Source organism: Burkholderia sp. MR1-5-21 (assembly GCF_053427715.1).
In genome coordinates, this window is record NZ_JBSAXD010000004.1 from 103744 (window position 1) to 123484 (window position 19741).

Here is a 19741-nt window from a genome sequence, read left to right on the forward strand (position 1 = left end):
GCGCGGATCAGGCCGCGACGCTTTGTATGCCGGCGCGGGCGATCTGCGCGTCCTGCTCCGACTTTACGCCAGACACGCCGATCGCGCCCGCAATCTGGCCGCCGGCGATCACCGGCACGCCGCCTTCGAGCAGGCCCGAAACCGGCACGCTCAGGAAGGCGGTGCGGCCACCGTTGATCATATCCTCATACGCTTTCGTTTCGCGCCGGCCGAGCGCGGCGGCGCGGGCCTTTTCCTGCGCGATGTACGCGCTTGCGGGCGATGCGCCGTCGAGGCGTGAGAGCGCAAGCGGGTGGCCGCCGTCGTCGACGACGACGATCGTCACGGCCCAGCCGTGGCGTTCGGCTTCCGCGCGGGCGGCGGCGAGCATGCGCTCTGCGTCGGCGCGGTCGAGTGCGGGTTTGGTCTGCATGGCGGGTTCTCCGGAATCAGTAGGGTCAGGTGACGTGGGGCGTGTCGACGAGCTCGATCCAGTGACGCACGGGCGTGCGGCCCGCGCCATTCAGATGAGTCTGGCAGCCGATGTTCGCGGTGACAATCAGGTCCGGCCGCGCCGCTTCGAGCGCGTCGAGCTTGTTGTCGCGCAGCGTCGTCGCGAGCTCGGGCTGCGTCAGCGAATAGGTGCCGGCCGAGCCGCAGCACAGGTGCGCGTCGGCGACATTCGTCAGATCGAAGCCGAGCCGCGTGAGAATGCGTTCGACGGCGCCGCCGAGCCGCTGCGCATGCTGCAGCGTGCACGGGCAGTGGAACGCGACGCGCCGCGCGTCCGGCGCTTCGAGCACATTGAGCGCATCGAGCGGCTCGGCCGCGATCACTTCGGCGAGGTCGCGCGCGAGCACGCTGACGCGGCGCGCCTTGTCCGCATAGGCGGGGTCCGTGCGCAGCAGGTCGCCGTATTCCTTCACGAACGCGCCGCAGCCGCTTGCCGTCAGCACGATCGCCTCGGCGCCGGCGTCGATCGCGGGCCACCACGCGTCGATGTTGCGCCGTGCGCGGGCAAGGCCCGCGTCGTGCGCGTTCAGGTGGTATTCGGTCGCGCCGCAGCAGCCGGCCTGCGGCGCCGGCGTCACGCTGATGCCGAGCCGGTCGAGCACGCGCGCGGCCGCCGCATTGGTATTCGGCGACAGCGACGGCTGCACGCAGCCTTCGAGCATCAGCACGCGCCGCGCGTGACGCGCGGGCGGACGCGGCGCGGCCGCGGGCACCGCGGCCGGAATCTTGCCCTGCAGCGTGCCGGGCATCAGCGGGCGCAGCGCGCGTGCCGCCTTCAGCAGCGCGGCGAAGGTCGCCGGGCGCGGCACGACGTGTCGCAGGCCCGCGCGCAGCAGGCGCTCGCGCGCGGGGCGCTTCGCATGCTTCTCGGCTTGCGCGCGGCCGATGTCGAGCAGCGTGTGGTAGCGCACGCCCGACGGGCAGGTCGTCTCGCAGTTGCGGCAGGTGAGGCAGCGGTCGAGGTGCTGCAGCGTCGTGTCGCCGACGGGCTCGCCTTCGAGCATCTGCTTGATCAGGTAGATGCGGCCGCGCGGGCCGTCGAGTTCGTTGCCGAGCACCTGGTAGGTCGGGCAGGTCGCATTGCAGAAACCGCAATGCACGCACGAGCGCAGGATCGCTTCCGCCTCGTCGGCCCGCGCGAGGGCCTTGCTTGCTTCGCTGAGATTGGTTTGCATCGGCTGTTTAGGTCAGAAGTCGACTCAGAAATCGGCGTACAGGCGCCCGGGATTGAAGATCGCGTGCGGGTCGAGCTGCGCCTTCAGCGCGCGGTGCACGCGCAGCAGCGCGGGCGGCAGCGGCTGGAACGGCGTTGACGTCACGTCCGGCGTGAAGCACGTCGCGTGGCCGCCCCATTGCGCGGCGATGCGCTGCAGGCCGGCCGGTTCGGCGTCGCTCTTCAGCCAGCGCTGCGCACCACCCCAGTCGAGCAGCGTCGCGCCCGGGAGCGGGGCGCCCGGGTCGAGCGGCGCGGCGGCCGGCACCGACAGGCGCCACAGCGGGCGCGGATCGTCGAAGAACGGCAGCGCGCATTCGCGCAGCTGCGTCCAGAACGCACCGTCCATTTCGTCTCCGCCGATCGTCGCGCGCGCCGCATTCACCGAGCCGGAACCGCCTTCGAGCCGCACGCGCAGCACGCCGTCCGCATGGCACGCGCCCGCGAGCGGCAGCCCCGCGCGCCGCCATGCGGCGACGCGCGCGAGCGCGTCGGCCGCATCGAGTGCGAGCGCGAGGTTGCGCGTCGCGCGCGGCTTCGGCAGCACCTTCAGCGACACCTCGGTCACGACGCCGAGGCAGCCGAAGTTGCCCGCCAGCAGCCGCGACACGTCGTAGCCCGCGACGTTCTTCATCACCTCGCCGCCGAAGCGCAGGTGCTTCGCGTGGCCGGTGATCACGCGGCAGCCGAGCACGAAGTCGCGCACCGCGCCGGCCCACGGGCGGCGCGGGCCGGACAGCGCCGCCGCGAACATCCCGCCGACGGTCGCCGTGCCGCCGAACGTCGGCGGCTCGCACGGCAGCATCTGGCCGGCCGCGTCGAGCGCGGCGTTCAGCTCGGCGAGGGGCGTGCCCGCGCGTACGGTGACGACCAGTTCGGTCGGGTCGTAGCTGACGATGCCGCGATGCGTGCGCACGTCGAGCGTACGGATCTCGCGCGCGTCGACCGGGCGGCCGAGATGCGCCTTCGTGTCGCCGCCGCGGATGCGCAGCGGCTGCCGGTCGCCGAGCGCGGCCTCGACCTGGGCGAGCAATGTCGCGCTGTCGTCCGTCGATACTTCGAGTTCGCGACGCATCAGAAACGCTCCAGTTCGGGAAACGGCAGCTGGCCGTGGTGGACGTGCATCGCGCCGAATTCGGCACAGCGGTGCAGCGTCGGAATGTTCTTGCCGGGGTTCAGCAGCCCCTGCGGATCGAACGCGGCCTTCACCGCGTGGAAGAACGTGATCTCGTCGGCGTTGAACTGCACGCACATCTGGTTGATCTTCTCGCGGCCGACGCCGTGCTCGCCGGTGATGCTGCCGCCGACCGCGACGCACAGCTCGAGGATCCGGCCGCCGAGCGCCTCCGCGCGGTCGAGCTCGCCGGGCCGGTTCGCGTCGAACAGGATCAGCGGATGCATGTTGCCGTCGCCCGCGTGGAACACGTTCGCGACCGGCAGCCCGTATTCGGCCGACAGCGCCGCGATGCCTTCGAGCACGCGTGGCAGCTCGCGGCGCGGAATCGTGCCGTCCATGCAGTAGTAGTCGGGCGAGATGCGGCCGACCGCCGGGAACGCGTTCTTGCGGCCGGCCCAGAAGCGCTGGCGCTCGGCCTCGTCGCGCGCGACGCGGATCTCCGATGCGCCCGCGTCGCGCAGCAGCGCGGCCACGCGTTCGGCGTCCTCTTCGACGTCGGTTGCCGCGCCGTCGAGTTCGCACAGCAGGATCGCCTGCGCGTCGACCGGGTAGCCCGCGTGGATGAAATCCTCGGCCGCGCGGATCGCGAGGTTGTCCATCATCTCGAGCCCGCCCGGAATCACGCCCGCGCCGATGATCTGCGCGACCGCGCCGCCGGCCCGGCCGACGTCGTCGAAGCTCGCCATCAGCACCTTCACGCTCGGCGGCTTCGGCAGCAGCTTCACCGTCACTTCGACGACGATGCCAAGCATGCCTTCCGAACCCGTGAACAGCGCGAGCAGGTCGAAGCCGGCGCAATCGGGCGCATCGGCGCCGAGCGTCAGCAACTCGCCGTCGATCGTCAGGATGTCGACCTTCAGGATGTTGTGCACCGTGAGGCCGTATTTCAGGCAGTGCACGCCGCCCGCGTTTTCCGCGACGTTGCCGCCGATCGAGCACGCGATCTGCGACGACGGGTCCGGCGCGTAGTAGAGGCCATGGGGCGCCGCGGCCTGCGAGATCGCGAGGTTGCGCACGCCGGGCTGCACGCGCGCGATGCCGGCATCCGGATCGATCGACAGGATCCGGTTGAATTTCGCCATCACGAGCAGGATGCCCTTCTCGAGCGGCATCGCGCCGCCCGACAGCCCCGTGCCCGCGCCGCGCGCGACCACCGGCACGCCAAGCGCGGCCGCGACGCGCAGCACCGCGCGCACTTCGTCGACCGTCGCGGGCAACACGACCGCGAGCGGCACCGTGCGGTAGGCGGCGAGGCCGTCGCATTCGAACGGCTTCAGCGCTTCGCGCTCGTGCAGCACGTCGAGGCCCGGCGCCGCCGCGCGCAATGCGGCGACGAGCGTGGGCCGGTCGACCGACAGCAACGCGCCGTCGATCCGTTCGTCGTAGATGAAACTCATCGGGATGTCTCCGCCATGCTGACGGCCGCGTTCGGCGCGGTCCGTCGGAAGGACGGATTCTTGGCGGGCGCGGCACGTGTGTCCAGACCTCGGATGCGTGGTCATACCAGTTTTTTGCGAGCGGTTTTGCGACGGCGCTTTTATGGTCGTCAAAACCAAGCTGGAACAAGGGTTTGTGGCAGAATCAGCGGCATCTTCGGAAAGTGGTCATACCAGCATGGAAACGCAGGATCGGGAAGGCCGCGCGCGGCGCGTGGCGGACGTCGTCGCCGAGCGGATCGAGAAGCTGATCGTCGACGGCGTGCTGAAGGCGGGGCAGGCGTTGCCGTCCGAACGGCGGCTGACCGAGAAGCTCGGCGTGTCGAGAACGGCGGTGCGCGAAGGGATGAAGCTGCTTGCGGCGCGCGGCATCATCGACACGACGCACGGCAAGGGTTCGTTCGTCGCGAGCCTGACCCCGCAGCGGGAAATCACGCCGATGATGCATCTGCTCGGTTCGCAGCCGCGCACGCTGTACGACCTGTTCGAGGTGCGCGGGATGCTCGAGGCGGAGGCCGCGCGGCTCGCGGCGCTGCGCGGCACGCCGGCCGATTTCATCCTGATCACGCGCCGCTATGACGAGATGGTTGCGGCCGACGCGCAGGATCTCGATCCGGCCGCGCGCGCGAAGCTCGATCACGCGTTTCATCTGGCGATCTGCGAGGCGTCGCACAATCCGGTGCTCGTCAACACGCTGCAGTCGCTGACCGACCTGCTGCTCAGCTCCGTGTTCGCGTCGGTGAACAACCTGTATCACCGCGAGCCGCTGAAGAAGCAGATCGACCGCCAGCATGCGCGGCTCTTCAACGCGGTGACCGGGCGCTTGCCCGAGCAGGCGCGCAAGGCGGCGAGCGAACATATCCGCCAGTGCGTCGAGTATTTGCGGGAGATCGAAGAGGAGGAGCAGCGGCTCGTGCGCTCGACGCTCAGGCTCGAAGGGTGGACGTGAGAGGCGGGTAGCGCGTCGGCTAGTGACGTAATCGACGATCGGGCCGCGCACCAGCCTGGTCGTGACGCGATTCAGCCGTGCCCTCGTCGAAGGCGAGCCGCAAGGCGTCGCCCTCGCTCAGGCGCTTGGTCGCCATCGCGGCGGCAGATCTCCGGTGCTTCAGATATCGGTCTGATTCACGCGCTTCGACAGTGCGTCGGCGCTTTCCTTTCGTTCGCTATACCGATCGACCAGATAGGGGCCGATGTCTCGCGTCAGCAACGTGAACTTGACCAGCTCCTCCATCACGTCCACGACGCGATCGAAATACGCGGACGGCTTCATCCGGCCGGCTTCGTCGAATTCCATGAACGCCTTCGCGACCGACGACTGGTTCGGGATGGTCAGCATGCGCATCCAGCGCCCGAGCACGCGCATCTGGTTCACGGCGTTGAACGACTGCGAGCCGCCGCTGACCTGCATGACGGCGAGCGTTTTGCCCTGAGTCGGGCGCACTGCGCCGACCGAAAGCGGAATCCAGTCGATCTGCGACTTCATGATCCCGGTCATCGCGCCGTGCCGCTCCGGCGAGCACCACACCATCCCTTCCGACCATTGCACGAGTTCGCGCAGTTCGACGACCTTCGGGTGGCTTTCCGGCGCATCGTCGGGCAGCGGCAAGCCACTCGGATTGAATACGCGCACCTCGGCACCCATGGCCGTGAGAAGCCGCGCCGCTTCCTCGATCAGCAGGCGGCTGAACGAACGCTCGCGCAGCGACCCGTAAAGGAGCAGGAACCGGGGCGGATGGGTCGACGGCGACGCTGCCCGCAACTGGCTGGCGTCCGGCACGCGAAACAGCGTGGCGTCGAGTTGCGGCAGGTCGGTCAGGCGGTCAGGCATGCTTGTCCTCCGCGTCATCCTGCGGCATGTCGGGATCGCGCACGGCGTTCGCTTCGATGTCCGAGTCGCGGAATGTCGCCCGCGCGTGGCGCGCCGTCCGGCAATCCGGGGCGTGATGGAACGTGATGTCGGTCATGGTTTGTCCTTGTCGTTTCTCAAGCCCGCTCGTACCAGCCTTTGGACTGGTTGACGATGCGCACCACGAGCAGCATCACCGGCACCTCGATCAGCACGCCGACGACGGTTGCCAGTGCCGCGCCGGAATTGAAGCCGAACAGGCTGATCGCGGCCGCGACCGCCAGCTCGAAGAAGTTGGATGCGCCGATGAGTGCCGACGGGCAGGCGACGTTGTGCTTCTCGCCGACCGCGCGGTTGAGCCAGTACGCGAGCGCCGAGTTGAAGAACACCTGGATCAGGATCGGCACCGCGAGCAGCGCGATCACCAGCGGTTGCTTCAGGATCGCTTCGCCCTGGAACGCAAACAGCAGCACCAGCGTCGCCAGCAGCGCGGTGATGGACCACGGGCCGATCTTCGCCATCGCGGCATCGAATGCCGCCTGTCCTTTCGACAGCAGCAGCTTGCGCCAGATCTGCGCGAGGATCACCGGAATGACGATGTAGAGCACGACCGATGTGAGCAGCGTCGCCCACGGCACCGTGATCGCGGAAATACCCAGCAACAGGCCGACGAGTGGCGCGAACGCAATCACCATGATGCTGTCGTTCAACGCGACCTGCGACAGCGTGAACAGCGGATCGCCGCCCGTCAGCCGGCTCCAGACGAACACCATCGCCGTGCACGGTGCGGCGGCCAGCAGGATCAGGCCGGCGATGTAGCTGTCGAGCTGCGCCGCGGGCAGCATCGGCGCGAACAGGTGCTTGATGAACAGCCAGCCGAGAAACGCCATCGAGAACGGCTTGACGAGCCAGTTCACGACGAGCGTGACGCCGATGCCTTTGACGTGCTGACGGACTTCATGCAATGCGCCGAAGTCGACCTTGACGAGCATCGGGATGATCATCACCCAGATCAGCAGCCCGACGGGCAAGTTGACCTGCGCGTATTCCATCCGGCCGATCTGCTGGAACAGGCCGGGCAGTGCCTGGCCGAGCGCAATGCCGGCGACGATGCATAGCGCCACCCAGACGGTCAGGTAGCGTTCGAAGAAGTTGATGGCAGGCTTTGCGACGGCCTTTCCCGGTGGGGCGACATCGGACGTGTTCATTGGACAGGTTCAGTCTCGAAGATGCAGGCGGCACCCGGATTCGGCAGGCCGGCATGCGAATGATCAGTTTTGCGAAATGTCGGTCAACGCCGCCTGGAGTTCGGCATTGCTCATGCGATCGAGGGGCAGCGCCAGCAACTGCAGCATGCGATAGCCGATCGCCTGCCGCGTGAACTCGAACGCGAGTCGCTTGCCATCGTCGCCGCCCAACGCGTTCGACGGATCGGCGTAGCCCCAGTGCACTTTGACCGGGCTGCCCGGCCAGTACGGGCACGTCTCCGACGCCGCGCTGTCGCACACCGTGATGACGATGCGCATTTCAGGCGCGCCGTCGCCGACGAACTCGTCCCAGCTCTTGCTGCGGTAGCCGCTGACGTCGATGCCTGCGCCCGTCAGCGCTTCCAGCGCGAACGGATTGAGCCGGCCGCTCGGCGCGCTGCCGGCGCTGTACGCGCGCACGTCCTTGCCGAGCTTCGCGGCCCAATGATTGAGCATCCCTTCCGACAGCACGCTGCGTGCCGAGTTGTGGGTGCAGAGGATCAGTACATTCGTGGTCATGTGCGATGGATCTGGTTTTATGGTTGCCCGATGACGCGCGCGGATTTCCGGTGCGAGAACGGTGCCGAATGAAGCCGGATGCCGGCGCCCGGTACTTCGACGGGGAGACGGACGGGCAGGCGTGTCACGACGCCGTTTCCGCCGAGGGCTTGCAACTGCCGCCGCCGACGGGCGTGCACGGATTACCGCCGCAGCAGTTTTCGGTCAAGTAGCCCAGCAGATCGTTCATGGCTGCATAGTTGGCGGAATAGATCATGTAGCGCCCACGCTGCTCGACCGTGACGAGGTTCGCGTAAGTCAGTTCTTTCATGTGAAAGGACAGCGACGATGGTGGAATGCCGAGGTGCTCCGCGATTTGCCCCGCAGGCAGACCGCTGGGGCCCGCTTCGACGAGAAGCCGGAATATGGCCAGCCGGGATTCCTGAGCCAGCGCGCCAAGCGCGCGTACGACAGTGTTCGTTTCCATGTTTCGATAATAGTCGAAATGTCGAAGAATGCAAAGACGCCTGAATCGTGGGCGGACGACGAGCCGATCGCTTTGCCGCCGGCGGCCGCCCCGTTTTGCCCCGTTTGCGGCGAGAAATTCAGCGAATCGATCGGGGTTCGGCAAAGTGAAACCTGATTGTTCTATCGTGTGACGCAGCGTTGTCGTTGTCCGGACTGCATGGCGGCGTGGGTGCGAACACAGGGATCGCGGCGGATGGCTGAATGGGGTTCCTGCCCGGTCTGATGTACATCAACCACACCACTTTCACGACGGCCTCCGTCAGCACGATATGTCACAATGTGATCTATTTAGATGTCTGGCCCGTCATTCCCGGCGCGCGTCGTGTGCGTGTCCCGCCCGCCCACCCGTCGCGGTGCGCGCGTTTTTGCCGGCCCGCCTGACGCGCCGCCGATCCTGAAAGGAGGACGCCGCATGTCGATTCCGACGAGTGGCGACGGGCCCGATGCCCGCGCCGTCCGAACCCTGCACCGCCCCGTCTGCGATCTGCTCGGCTGCACCTGGCCGATCATGCTGGCGGGCATGGGCGGCGTCGCCCGCGCGGAGCTCGTGAGCGCCGTGACCGTGGCCGGCGGGTTCGGCTTTCTCGGCATGGTTCGCGAGCCGACCGCGCTGATCCGGCGTGAAGTGCAGCGGGTGCGCGCAGCGACCGGCCGTCCGTTCGGCGTCAACCTGATTCCCGCATCGACCCCGCCCGATCTGCTCGACGCGCAGCTCGACACCTGCATCGAACTCGGCGTGCCCGTCGTCGCGCTGTTCTGGGACGTCGTGCCGGCCGTCGTGAGGCGGCTGCGCGACGCGGGCGTGCGGGTCGTCCACCAGGTCGGCTCGCTCGACGACGCGCGCGCGGCGGAGGCAGCCGGCGCGCAGGCGCTGATCGTCCAGGGCGTCGAAGCCGGCGGCCACGTGCACGGCGACCGGCCGCTGTCCGCGTTGCTGCCCGACGTGATCGGCGCGACGCGCGTGCCGGTGCTCGCGGCGGGCGGGATCGTCGACGGCGCCGGCGTCGCGGCCGCGATGGCGCTTGGCGCGCAGGGCGCGGTGATGGGCACCGCGTTCCTCGCGACTCACGAATCGTTCGCGCATGCGTACCACAAGCAGCGCATCGTCGACGCGCGCGATGGCGACACGCTGCTGACCGACATCTTCCACATCAACTGGCCGCGCGGCGCGAAGGTGCGCGTGCTGCCGTCGAGCGTGACGCGCGGCGAGCGCGGCGATCCGTTCGGCGCCGCGCGGATCGTGATCGGCGACGAGGAAGGCCGCCCGATCTATCTGTTCAGCACGGATTCGCCGCTGCGGTCGATGACCGGCGATTTCGAGGCGATGGCGCTGTATGCGGGGACGGGGGCCGGCCGGATCGGCGAAATCGCGAGCGCGGGCGACGTATTGCGCCGCATCGTCGCCGACGCAGCGGCGATTCTGGAGAACGATGCGCAGAGCCGGCAAACGGGTGCGGCCGGGGGGCACCGACCGGCGCAAGGACCGGCGCAAGGACCGGCGGATGAATCGGCGGATGGACCGGTGCACGAACCGGCGGACGAACACCGCGCCGCGCTGCTGGCCGTGCTCGACGAACTGCTGGAAGCGGAACGTGCCGGCGCGCGCGTCGCATCGGAGACGGTCGCCGAGATTCACGACCCGGAACTCCGCAAGCTGATGGCGGACATCCGCCACGACGAGGCGCACTGGTGCGCGGTGCTCGTCGATGCAATCCGGTCGCTGAACGCGACACCGACGCGCGCCACCGGCGCGTTCTACGAAAAGGCGATGGCGATCGACGATCTGGCCGAACGGATGGCGTTCCTGAATCGCGGCCAGCGCTGGGTCGTGCGCAAGCTGCAGGCGCTGCTGCCGACGCTCGACCAGCCCGACATCCATCACGCGCTGACGCTGATGCTCGTGTCGCATGAGAAGAACATCGGGCACGTCGATGCGCGGCTACGCGCGGCCGGACCCGGCGAGAAGCCCGGCGGCGCGTAGCGGGGCCGCTCACGCACGAGTCGACGAAAAAAAGCCCGCGCAAGCGGGCAACCTCTCGATGAGGACTGGAACCGTTGGTGCGGGCGCCGCCCGCTCAGCCTTTCGTCGCGCCGAACGTGAGCCCCGCGACGAAATGTTTCTGCATCGCGAAGAACATCGCGACCGATGGCAGCGCGGCGAGGATCGAGCCGGCCGACACGAGGTTCCACGACGTCGTCCACTGCCCCTTGAGCGCGGCGACGCCCGCGGTGATCGGTGCGGCTTCGTCGCCCTGCGTGAGGCACAGCGCCCAGAAGTAGTCGTTCCACACGAACGTGAACACGAGGATCGCGAGCGCCGCGAGCGCGGGCCGGATCAGCGGCAGCACGATCCGCCAGAACACGGTCCATTCGCCCGCGCCCTCGATGCGCGCCGCCTCGATCAGCTCGAACGGAAGCTGCTTGATGAAATTGCGCAGGAACAGCGTGCAGAAGCCGGTCTGGAACGCGACGTGGAACAGGATCAGCGCTTCGACGGTATTGAACACGCCGAGCCTGAGCGACAGGTCGCGCACCGGGATCATCAGCACCTGCACCGGTACGAAGTTGCCGGCGACGAACGTGCCGAACAGCGCGGCGTTGCCGCGGAACCGGTAGGTCGCGAGCGCGAAGCCCGCCATTGCCGCGAGCGCGATCGAGCCGAGCACCGACGGCACGGTGATCTGCACGCTGTTCCAGAAGTAATGCAGCATCGGCGACGTCGTCAACGCGTCGCGATAGTTCTCGATCATCGAGAAGCGCTGCGGCCAGCCCCAGTAATGGCCTTCGACGAGCTCCTCGGTCGAGCGCACCGACGTGACGAACACCGCGATCATCGGCAGCAGCCAGATGACCAGCGCGACCGGCAGCGACAGCTTGTAGAGGCGGCGCGAAACGGGCTTCCATTGGGCGACGGGTGTCGGAAACATGAGGCCTCTCCGGTCAACGTTCGTTACGCAGCATGCGGCGCAACTGGAACACGATGTACACGAGCATGATCGCGAACAGCACGGCCGCGATCGCCGCCGAATAGCCGAGCCGGTAGTACTTGATCGCCTGGTCGTACATGTAATACGCGAGCACGGTCGAACTTTCGAACGGGCCGCCGCCCGTCATCACCGAGATCAGGTCGAAGCTGCGCAACGCGCCGATCACCGTGACGACGATCGCCATGAAGGTGGTCGGCCGCAACTGCGGCAGCACCACGTGCCGCAGCAGCGCGAAGCCGTGCGCGCCTTCCATCCGCGCGGCCTCGATCTGTTCCGGATCGAGCGTCGTCAGGCCCGTCAGGTAGAGGATCATGCAGTACGCGGTTTGCGGCCAGAGCGCGGCGAACACGATGCCGAACGTCGCATAGCGCGCGTCGCCGAGCACCGGGATGCCGTGCCCGGCAAGCAGCGCGAGGAGGCCGAAGGTCGGATCGTAGAACCACGAGAAGATCAGCCCGACGACGACGCCGGACAGCACGAACGGCGCGAAGAACAGCGATTTGACGAGCCGGATGCCGCCGACCGACTGGTTCAGGTACAGCGCGAGCGCGAGACCGAAGGGTGGCGCGAGCATGAAGAGCGCGAGCCAGATCACGTTGTTCTTCAGTGCCGTGTAGAACGTCGGCGCGTGCAGCAGTTCGACGTAGTTCGCGACGCCGACGAAGGTCCGCTCGGTCATGCCATCCCAGTTGCAGAGGCTCAGCCACAACGTCGACAGGATCGGCCAGATCACGTAGACGGCGACCATCGCGCACGCGGGGGTGAGAAAGAGCCACGCGGCGCGCCGCTGCCGCCGCGCGGCGAGCGACGCAGCGGCCGCGCCGCGCCGTGGCATCGCGGGGCCGGCGGGCGGCGCGTCGAACTGTCTGGGCGTGATCTGGCTGGACACGGCTAGGCTCCTGAACGGCTGCAGTACGATTCCGGCGTCGATTGCGATTGCGATTGCGATTGCGATTGCGACTGCGATTGCGATTGCGATTGCGATTGCGATTGCGACTGCGATTGCGATTGCGACTGCGACTGCGACTGCGACTGCGACTGAGGCTGCGACTGAGGCTGCGACTGAGGCTGCGACTACGACTGAGGCTGCGACTGCGACTGCGACTGCGACTGCGACTACGACTACGACTGAGGCTGAGGCTGAGGCTGAGGCTGAGGCAGCGGCGGCGCGTGGCCGCCGCTCCGGTCACTTCTTGTAGATCCGCTTGCGAGTCTGTTCGAGCTGCGCGAGCACGCTGTCGAGCTGCGCGGGGTCCGCCACGAACTGCTGCATCCCCTTCATCCCCTCGTCGGCCATTTCCTTCGTCATGTCGCGGTCGTAGAACTGCGCGACGCCGCCCTTCGTGTCGGCGAGGATCCGGAAGCCGATGCGCGAGATCGGATCGGCTGGCTCCGGCGATTTGCTATTTGCCGACAGCGAGCCGAGGCCTTCCGCGAGCTTCGCGCCCATCTCGGGTGTCTGCACGAACGTGAGGAACGCGCGCGCATCGGCCTTGTTCTTTGCTTTCGCCGGAATGTGCAGCGATTCGACCGGTCCTTCCTCGGCGGTCGGCACCTTGGGATCGATGACCGGGAACTGGAAGTAGCCGATTTGCGGCTTCACGTTCTGCGGAAAGCCCGCTGCGATGAAGGTGCCCATCAGCATCATCGCCGCCTTGCCCTGGAACACGAACGGCTGCGCGGCGTCGAGATCGTAGGACAGCGAATTGTCGATGAAGTAGCCCGCGTCGATCAGCGATTTCCATGCGGCGTAGACCTTCTTCACGCGCGGGTCGGTATACGCGACGTCGCCCGCCATCAGTTGCTGGTGGAACGCGTTGCCGTTCAGGCGGAGGTCGAGATAGTCGAACCAGCCGGCGAGCGTCCACGCGTCGCGGCCGCCGACTGCGATCGGCGTGATGCCGGCCGCCTTCAGCTTGCGGCATGCGTCGAGGAACTGGTCCCAGGTTTTCGGCTCGTCGGCGATGCCGACCTTGCGGAACAGGTCCTTGCGGTAGAACAGGCCCCACGAGTAGTAGACGGTCGGCGCCGCGTACTGCTTGCCGTTGTACGACGAGGCGTCGCGTGTCGACGCGTACGTCGCGCCCCAGCCGTTCTTCGCCCAATCGCCGCTCAGGTCCTCGAACAGCCCGCGCTTCGCGTAGTACGCCATCCGCTCGCCTGCATGCCAGTTCACGATGTCGGGCGAGACGGTCGTGAGCCACGCGGGGAGCTGGACCTTGTACGCTTCCTCGTCGACGAACGTGGCCTTCACGTCGATGTCGGGGTGCGCCTTGTGGAACGCGTCGAGCGTCGATTGCCAGACGGCGCGCTGGCTCGCGCCCTTGAACGCGATGTTGATCGTCAGGGTGTTCGCGCTGGCCGGCGCGGCGGCGCCGAGCGAAGCGAGTGCGATGGCGACGGCCGTCGTGAGCCGGGCGGCGAGGCGAAGGGGGCGGTGGATCATGCGTGTCTCCTGTGTCGACCAGAGTTGGCGCTTTAGCGCCTACTCTGGTCCCATGCTTCGCGGTCGACCAGAGTTGGCGCTTTAGCGCCTACTCTGGTCCCATGCTTCGCGGTCGACCAGCGTCGGTGCTTTAGCGCTTGCTCTGGTCCCATGCTTTGCGGTCAACCAGTGTTGGCGCTTCAGCGCTTGGCACGGTCCCATGCAGAGCTTTAGCGCTTGCTCTGGTCCCATGCTTTGCGGTCGATCCCATGCAAAGCTGTCGTTGTGTGTACCCGGCGCCGCGTGCGGCGCCGGCTTCTACCGCTGCTGCTGCTACTTCTGCTGCGCGCGGCTGCGATACGCCGCGACGCCTTGCGGCTCGACCTGCGCGGCGCCGAGCACGAAGTCCGACGGCGGCACCGAGTCGATCGTGTGCGGTGTCGCGCCGTAATTGAACACGTAGGTCAGGCCGCCACGGCGGCTGATGCGCACGCCATCGCCGAGCGGCGCCGGCGCGAGGCCCGCGTCGTCGGCGACATCGGCGAACAGGCGCGCGGTCGTCGCATCGTCGAACAGCGCAGCCCAGTAGTGCAGCGGCCCGTGCGAGAAGGCGGCCGGATGGCCGTCGGCGAAGCGTGCCTGTACGGCAATCTGCGCGTCGTCCGCGAATTCGACGAGATCGCGCCAGTGGCGCGCGTCGCCCGCGAACGCCGCGCTGTCGCGCAGCATGCCGTCGATCCGCTCGGTCACGTTCGGCCGCAGCGACTCGACGCGCCACACGCGGACCGGCAGGATCGACGCGAGCGGGCCCGGCGGCAGCGTCGGCGGAATCTGCAGGTCGCGAGTCTTCGAGCCTGTGCGCGGCCCGAGTACGACGTGTGCGCCCGACGCCGCGAGCCGCGCCGCGAAATCGTCCGGCACGACCGGCAGCGGCGGCACGACGATCAGCCGGTAGCCGTCGAGCGGCGCGTCGGCCGGGATCACGTCGACGTCGAAGCCGAGCGAGCGCAGCGCCGAGTAGTACTCGAACGCGAAGCGCGGGTAGTGGAAGTCCGCGCCTTGCGGCTGGACCTCGAACAGCCATTTCGCCTCGTAGTCGAAGACCAGCGCGACGGACGCGCGCACCGCGCCATCCGGGTCCGCGTCCGCGCCGGCGTCGCGCAGCGCGGCGATCTCCCGCGCGACCCGTTCGGCTTCGCGGCCGCCCGCGTCAAGGCGGTTGTCGGGCGTATTGAGGCCCGCATGCATCTGCTCCTGCGCGAACGGCGCCTGCCGCCAGCGGAAGTACGATACGCAGCCCGCCCCGTGCGCGAACGCTTCCCAGCTCCAGAGGCGCACCATGCCGGGCAGCGGCGCGGGGTTCCACTGCGCCCAGTTGACGGGCCCCGGCTGCTGCTCCATCACCCAGAACGGCAGCTTGGACATGCCGCGGTACAGGTCGTGATTGAACGACGCGAAATCCGGATGCCCGGTGCGCAGCCAGCGCGCCTTCACGTCGGGCGCGAACCATTGCTCCTCTAGCGCGCCGAGCGGATAGCTGTCCCATGTGGCGACGTCGAGGTCGCGCGCCACCTCGTAATGATCGAATTCGGTAAAGAGCTGCATGAAATTGTGCGCGACGGGCCGGCCCGGCGAGTGCGCGCGGATCACGTCGGCCTGCATCCGGTGATAGCGCGCGACCTCGTCCGACGCGAAGCGCCGGTAGTCGAGGCGATGCGACGGATGGGCCTCGGTCACGGTGCCGACGGGCGCGTCGATCTCGTCGAAGTGGCGGTACTCCATGCTCCAGAACACGGTGCCCCATGCGCGGTTCAGCGCGTCGATCGTGCCGTAGCGCGCGTTGAGCCACGTGCGGAAGGAGGCCACGGCGGCCGGCGAATAGCTGACGACGGTCAGGTGGCAGCCGAGCTCGTTGTCGGTCTGCCAGTAGCGGACGGCCGGATGGCGGCCGTAGCGATCGGCGACGGCCGCGCAGATGCGGCGCGACGCTTCGTGATAGACCGGCGACGAGAAGTCGTAGTGGCGGCGCGAGCCGAACGCGCGCGGCCGGCCGTCGGCGCCGATCGCGAGGATGTCGGGATGGCGGTCGACGAGCCATTTCGGCGGCGTCGCGGTCGGCGTGCACATCACGATCTCGAGGCCCGCCGCGCCGAGCACGTCGACTGCGCGGTCGAGCCAGCCCCAATCGTATTCGCCGGGCGAAGGCTCGATGCGGCTCCACGCGAACTCGGCGATCCGCACCTGCTCGATGCCGAGCGCTTTCATGCGGCGGGCGTCGTCCGCCCACATCGATTCCGGCCAGTGTTCCGGGTAGTAACAGACGCCGACGCGCATGCGCGATCCTTATGCGTAATGGGGAACGTCGGCCGGCGCGGGCAGTGCGCGGCCGTCTTCGGTGAACAGATGCCACGCCGCGGCCGGTGCATGGAAGCGCACGCGGTCGCCTGCGTGCAGCCGCGCGTCGCCGGGCACCTTCGCGATGCAGGGCGCGCCATCGGCCGTGTCGACGTGCACGCAGGTCTGCTCGCCGAGGCGTTCGAGCAGCGCAACGTCGCGCACGAGCGTCGTCGCGCCGTCGTGGACGGCATCGACGCTCGCGAGCGTCAGGTGTTCGGGGCGGATGCCGAGCGTGACGGCGTCGCCCGCGCGCAGCGCCGAGCCGTCGCGCGGCACGGCGAACGTTTCGCCGGAGTGCGCGACGGTGACGGTCGCGCTGCGCGCGCCGCAGGCCGTGACGACGGCGGGCAGAAAGTTCATCCGCGGGGAACCGATGAAGCCGGCGACGAAGCGGCTCGCCGGGCGGTGGTAGAGGTCGAGCGGCGCGCCGACCTGCGCGATGCTGCCGTGCCGCGCAGTGTCCGCGCCCGCGTGCAGCAGCACGATCTTGTCGGCGAGCGTCATCGCCTCGGTCTGGTCGTGCGTCACGTAGACGACGCTCGCGCGCTCGAACTGCCGGTGCAGCCGGGCGATCTCGATGCGGGTCTGGCCGCGCAGCGCGGCGTCGAGATTCGACAGCGGCTCGTCGAACAGGAACACGCCCGGCTCGCGCACGATCGCGCGGCCGATCGCGACGCGTTGCCGCTGGCCGCCCGACAGCGCCTTCGGCTTGCGCTCGAGCAGCGCGTCGAGCTGCAGCACGCGCGCGGCGTCGCGCACCTTCCTGTCGATCTCGGGTTTCGGCACGCGCGCGAGCTTGAGGCCGAACGCCATGTTCTCGTACACCGTCATGTGCGGAAACAGCGCATAGCTCTGGAACACCATCGCGACGCCGCGCTCGGCGGCCGGCACGTCGTCGACGCGGCGGCCATCGATCAGCAGCTCGCCCGCACTCGGATCCTCGAGCCCCGCGATCAGCCGCAGCAGCGTCGACTTGCCGCATCCCGACGGCCCGAGAAACACGCAGAACTCGTGCGCGCCGATCTCCAGATCGACGTCGCGAATGACCGGGGCGTGATCGCCGTAGGCTTTCTGCACGCCTCGCAATGAGATGCTCGCCATCGTCTCCACTCCATGTTCTAATGCGCCGTGCGCTGGATTAAGCGCTTAAGCATCGCAGTCAAAAAAATAGGCGAATGCGATCGCGGCTGCATCGCGCCCGTTGGCCGGGCGGTCAGGGCCCGTTGTCAGCGCGAACAGGCCTTGGATGTGCGGCGATGGTGCGCCACTTCGTGATGCGAAGCAAATACTGAATCGACGTCCCAAATACTGAGTGAAGTCATGACCACGCTGAACGAAGTCGCGCGGCGTGCCGGCGTGACGGCCGCGACAGTGTCGAACGTGCTGCGCAATCGCGGCCGCGTCGGCGAAGCGACGCGTGCGCGGGTGCTGGAAGCGGTGCGCGCGCTCGGCTACCGTCCGCACCTCGCCGCACGGGCGCTGGCGGAAGGGCGCGCGCCGACGGTCGCGCTGATGGTGTCGAGCATCGCGAACCCGTTCTACCCGGAATTCGCGCTTGCGGTCGAGCGCGCGGTGCGCCGCAACGGCCAGTTCCTGATCGTCTGCAATACGAACGACGATCCGTCGGAAGGGCGCGCGTATCTCGACCAGATCGCCGGGACGATCTCCGAGGGCATCCTCGTGACCAACGCGAACCTGCATCTGCCGGATCTGCTCGATGCGACGCGGCGCGGCGTGCCGGTCGTGCTGTGCATGTGGGAGCGACCTGAAGCGCCGCCCGACGCACTGCCGTGCGTCGCGGTCGACTTCCGCGAGGCGGGGCGGATCGCGACGCGTCATCTGCTCGGGCTCGGCCATCGGGAGATCGGCGTGATCGTCGGCGGCTCGGCGAACGGCGTGCAGGCCGCGCGCTACGACGGCTTCGTCGACGCAATGCGCGACGCGGGGCTCGATGCGTCGCGCGTCGCGTGCGAGCCCGACACGATCGAAGGCGGCGTGCGTGCCGCGGGCCGGCTGCTCGACGCGCATCCGGCGCTCACCGCGCTGTTCGCGACCAACGACCTGCCCGCGATCGGCGCGATGCACGCGGCGGCGGAGCGGGGCCGGCGCGTGCCCGAGGATCTGTCGATCGTCGGGATCACGAACATCCACCTTGCGAGCGAGACGCGGCCCGCGCTGACAACGGTCGCGCTGCCGATCGACGAAGCGGCCGATCTGGCGGTCGATCTGCTCAACGCGTTGAGGGTGGAGGGCGGGCAGGCGGACGACGTGCCATGGGTGCGGACGACGTCCACGCCACGCCTGGTCGTGCGAGGCACGACGGCGCGGGTGCCTGCGGCGGGAAAGGTGTAGTGCTGCAGCGGGGGCCGAAGCGGGGTGGAGCGGGTTGGGGCTGAGTTGGAGCCGGGGCCGGGGCCGGCGCCGTAGTCAGCGCCGAAATCAGGGCAGGAATCAGGGCAGGAATCAGCGCCGAAATCAGGGCAGGAATCCGCGCAAGAGCACGCATCGCCGGCCGACCGCCTCCCCGCCCGTCACATCACACCGACGCGCCGTACACCTCCCGTGCGGCTGCGCGGATCGCGTCGACCATCACCGACGCGGCCGGCGAATGCAGCCGGTCGGTGCGCGTAATGATGCCGAAATCGTCCATCCGGCAATCCATCTCCAGCGGCAGCAGCGCGACGATGCCGTGGCCCGCGTAATAGCGCGCGACCTCGTCCGCGAGCACCGCGATCATGTCGCTCTGCTCCAGCACGCGCGTGATGAACAGCAGCGCGGCCGTCTCCACGACGTTCGCCGGCGGCGCGAGGCTTGCGCGCTGGAACATCAGCTCGAAGCGATGGCGCAGCACGCTGCCGGCCGGCGGCACGACCCACGCGGCGCGCTGCACGTCGGCGAGCGCGAGCGGCGCGCGCGCGAGCAGCGGATGGCCGGGCCGCACGACCGCGGCGACCGGCTCGCCGGTCAGCGGCTCATAGCGCAGGTGCAGCTTGTCGTGTTCCGCGGAGAGCCGGCCGAGCACGATGTCGAGCTTGTCCTGCGCGAGGCGTTCGAGCAGCACGTTGCTCGTGTCGATGTCGACGGACACGTGGACGCCCGCATGCGTGCCCTTCACGGCGGCGACCGCCGGCGGCACGAGCCGCAGGCCCGGCGACGTGATCGCGCCGACCGCGACGTGCCCGAGGCGCCCGGACTTCAGCGCGGCGAGCTCCTCGCGGGCCTGGTCGAGGCTGCCGAGCGCCGCGCGCGCATGGCGGATCAGCGCGTCGCCGTACAGCGTCGGCCGCATTCCGCGCGGCAGGCGCTCGAACAGCACCGCGCCGATCGTGTCCTCGAGCTCGCGCAGCAGCTTCGACGCGGCCGGCTGCGTCATGTTCAGCACGGCCGCCGCGCGATGGATGCTGCCTTCGTCGGCGAGCGCGACGACCAGCAGCAGCTGGCGCGTCTTCAGGCGGGTGCGGGGTTCCCACGGGCTGGCGTCTGGCATCGTAC

The 19741-nt window shown here is 68.6% G+C and carries 18 protein-coding genes; 3 read left to right on the forward strand and 15 right to left on the reverse strand.

Annotated elements, in window-relative coordinates; genetic code table 11:
• Positions 1–7 precede the first annotated feature (7 nt).
• Genes ACV229_RS07090 through glcD form a run of 4 tightly spaced genes read right to left on the reverse strand, consistent with a single transcriptional unit; the run spans position 8 to position 4279 of the window.
• Positions 8–412 (reverse strand): GlcG/HbpS family heme-binding protein, encoded by a 405-nt coding sequence (locus tag ACV229_RS07090; protein ID WP_448082406.1) that lies wholly within the window; start codon positions 410–412, stop codon positions 8–10.
• Between the two features lie 25 nt (positions 413–437).
• Positions 438–1667, reverse strand: coding sequence for a glycolate oxidase subunit GlcF (gene glcF, locus ACV229_RS07095; RefSeq protein WP_448082407.1), 1230 nt, complete (start codon positions 1665–1667; stop codon positions 438–440).
• Positions 1668–1691: 24 nt separating this feature from the next.
• On the reverse strand, positions 1692–2780 hold the full coding sequence (gene glcE, locus ACV229_RS07100; RefSeq protein ID WP_448082408.1) for a glycolate oxidase subunit GlcE: 1089 nt from the start codon (positions 2778–2780) through the stop codon (positions 1692–1694).
• Positions 2780–4279 carry a glycolate oxidase subunit GlcD gene (gene glcD / locus ACV229_RS07105; protein WP_448082409.1) on the reverse strand — a complete coding sequence of 500 codons (1500 nt, stop codon included), beginning with the start codon at positions 4277–4279 and terminating at the stop codon, positions 2780–2782. The genes glcE and glcD overlap by 1 nt, the downstream gene beginning before the upstream one ends.
• A 217-nt stretch (positions 4280–4496) precedes the next feature.
• Here glcD and glcC point away from each other — a divergent pair, with 217 nt between their 5' ends.
• Positions 4497–5267 (forward strand): transcriptional regulator GlcC, encoded by a 771-nt coding sequence (gene glcC / locus ACV229_RS07110; RefSeq protein WP_448082410.1) that lies wholly within the window; start codon positions 4497–4499, stop codon positions 5265–5267.
• Positions 5268–5426: 159 nt separating this feature from the next.
• Here glcC and arsH read toward each other — a convergent pair whose 3' ends face one another.
• From arsH to ACV229_RS07135, 5 genes are all read right to left on the reverse strand, one after another.
• Positions 5427–6149 (reverse strand): arsenical resistance protein ArsH, encoded by a 723-nt coding sequence (gene arsH / locus ACV229_RS07115; RefSeq protein WP_448082411.1) that lies wholly within the window; start codon positions 6147–6149, stop codon positions 5427–5429.
• On the reverse strand, positions 6142–6285 hold the full coding sequence (locus ACV229_RS07120; protein ID WP_448082412.1) for a hypothetical protein: 144 nt from the start codon (positions 6283–6285) through the stop codon (positions 6142–6144). The genes arsH and ACV229_RS07120 overlap by 8 nt, the downstream gene beginning before the upstream one ends.
• Before the next feature lie 19 nt (positions 6286–6304).
• Entirely contained in the window at positions 6305–7375 is a 1071-nt protein-coding gene (gene arsB / locus ACV229_RS07125) for an ACR3 family arsenite efflux transporter (RefSeq protein ID WP_448082413.1), read from the reverse strand.
• A gap of 63 nt (positions 7376–7438) precedes the next feature.
• On the reverse strand, positions 7439–7933 hold the full coding sequence (locus ACV229_RS07130) for an arsenate reductase ArsC (RefSeq protein ID WP_448082414.1): 495 nt from the start codon (positions 7931–7933) through the stop codon (positions 7439–7441).
• A gap of 124 nt (positions 7934–8057) precedes the next feature.
• Complete coding sequence (locus tag ACV229_RS07135; RefSeq protein ID WP_448082415.1) at positions 8058–8399, reverse strand: ArsR/SmtB family transcription factor; 342 nt, start codon at positions 8397–8399, stop codon at positions 8058–8060.
• A gap of 453 nt (positions 8400–8852) precedes the next feature.
• Here ACV229_RS07135 and ACV229_RS07140 point away from each other — a divergent pair, with 453 nt between their 5' ends.
• Complete coding sequence (locus tag ACV229_RS07140; RefSeq protein WP_448082416.1) at positions 8853–10421, forward strand: nitronate monooxygenase; 1569 nt, start codon at positions 8853–8855, stop codon at positions 10419–10421.
• A 94-nt stretch (positions 10422–10515) separates the two neighbouring features.
• Here the strand turns inward: ACV229_RS07140 and ACV229_RS07145 are convergent, their stop codons facing one another.
• The 5 genes from ACV229_RS07145 to ACV229_RS07165 all read right to left on the reverse strand — a co-directional run bounded on the left by ACV229_RS07145 (position 10516) and on the right by ACV229_RS07165 (position 17350).
• Positions 10516–11367: a carbohydrate ABC transporter permease gene (locus ACV229_RS07145; protein ID WP_448082417.1), complete on the reverse strand. Its 852-nt coding sequence runs from the start codon at positions 11365–11367 to the stop codon at positions 10516–10518.
• A gap of 13 nt (positions 11368–11380) precedes the next feature.
• The gene (locus ACV229_RS07150) at positions 11381–12262 is read right to left on the reverse strand and encodes a carbohydrate ABC transporter permease (protein WP_448082689.1); all 882 of its coding nucleotides are present in this window, start codon (positions 12260–12262) and stop codon (positions 11381–11383) included.
• Between the two features lie 351 nt (positions 12263–12613).
• Entirely contained in the window at positions 12614–13873 is a 1260-nt protein-coding gene (locus tag ACV229_RS07155) for an ABC transporter substrate-binding protein (RefSeq protein ID WP_448082418.1), read from the reverse strand.
• 312 nt (positions 13874–14185) lie between these two features.
• Positions 14186–16186 carry a beta-galactosidase gene (locus ACV229_RS07160; RefSeq protein WP_448082419.1) on the reverse strand — a complete coding sequence of 667 codons (2001 nt, stop codon included), beginning with the start codon at positions 16184–16186 and terminating at the stop codon, positions 14186–14188.
• A 9-nt stretch (positions 16187–16195) separates the two neighbouring features.
• Positions 16196–17350: an ABC transporter ATP-binding protein gene (locus ACV229_RS07165; RefSeq protein WP_448082420.1), complete on the reverse strand. Its 1155-nt coding sequence runs from the start codon at positions 17348–17350 to the stop codon at positions 16196–16198.
• A 219-nt stretch (positions 17351–17569) separates the two neighbouring features.
• Between ACV229_RS07165 and ACV229_RS07170 the strand changes: the two genes are divergently transcribed.
• Positions 17570–18601: a LacI family DNA-binding transcriptional regulator gene (locus tag ACV229_RS07170; RefSeq protein WP_448082421.1), complete on the forward strand. Its 1032-nt coding sequence runs from the start codon at positions 17570–17572 to the stop codon at positions 18599–18601.
• 184 nt (positions 18602–18785) lie between these two features.
• On the opposite strand, the gene ACV229_RS07175 is transcribed toward ACV229_RS07170, so the two are convergent.
• Positions 18786–19736: a LysR substrate-binding domain-containing protein gene (locus ACV229_RS07175; protein WP_448082422.1), complete on the reverse strand. Its 951-nt coding sequence runs from the start codon at positions 19734–19736 to the stop codon at positions 18786–18788.
• Between the last annotated feature and the right edge of the window lie 5 nt (positions 19737–19741).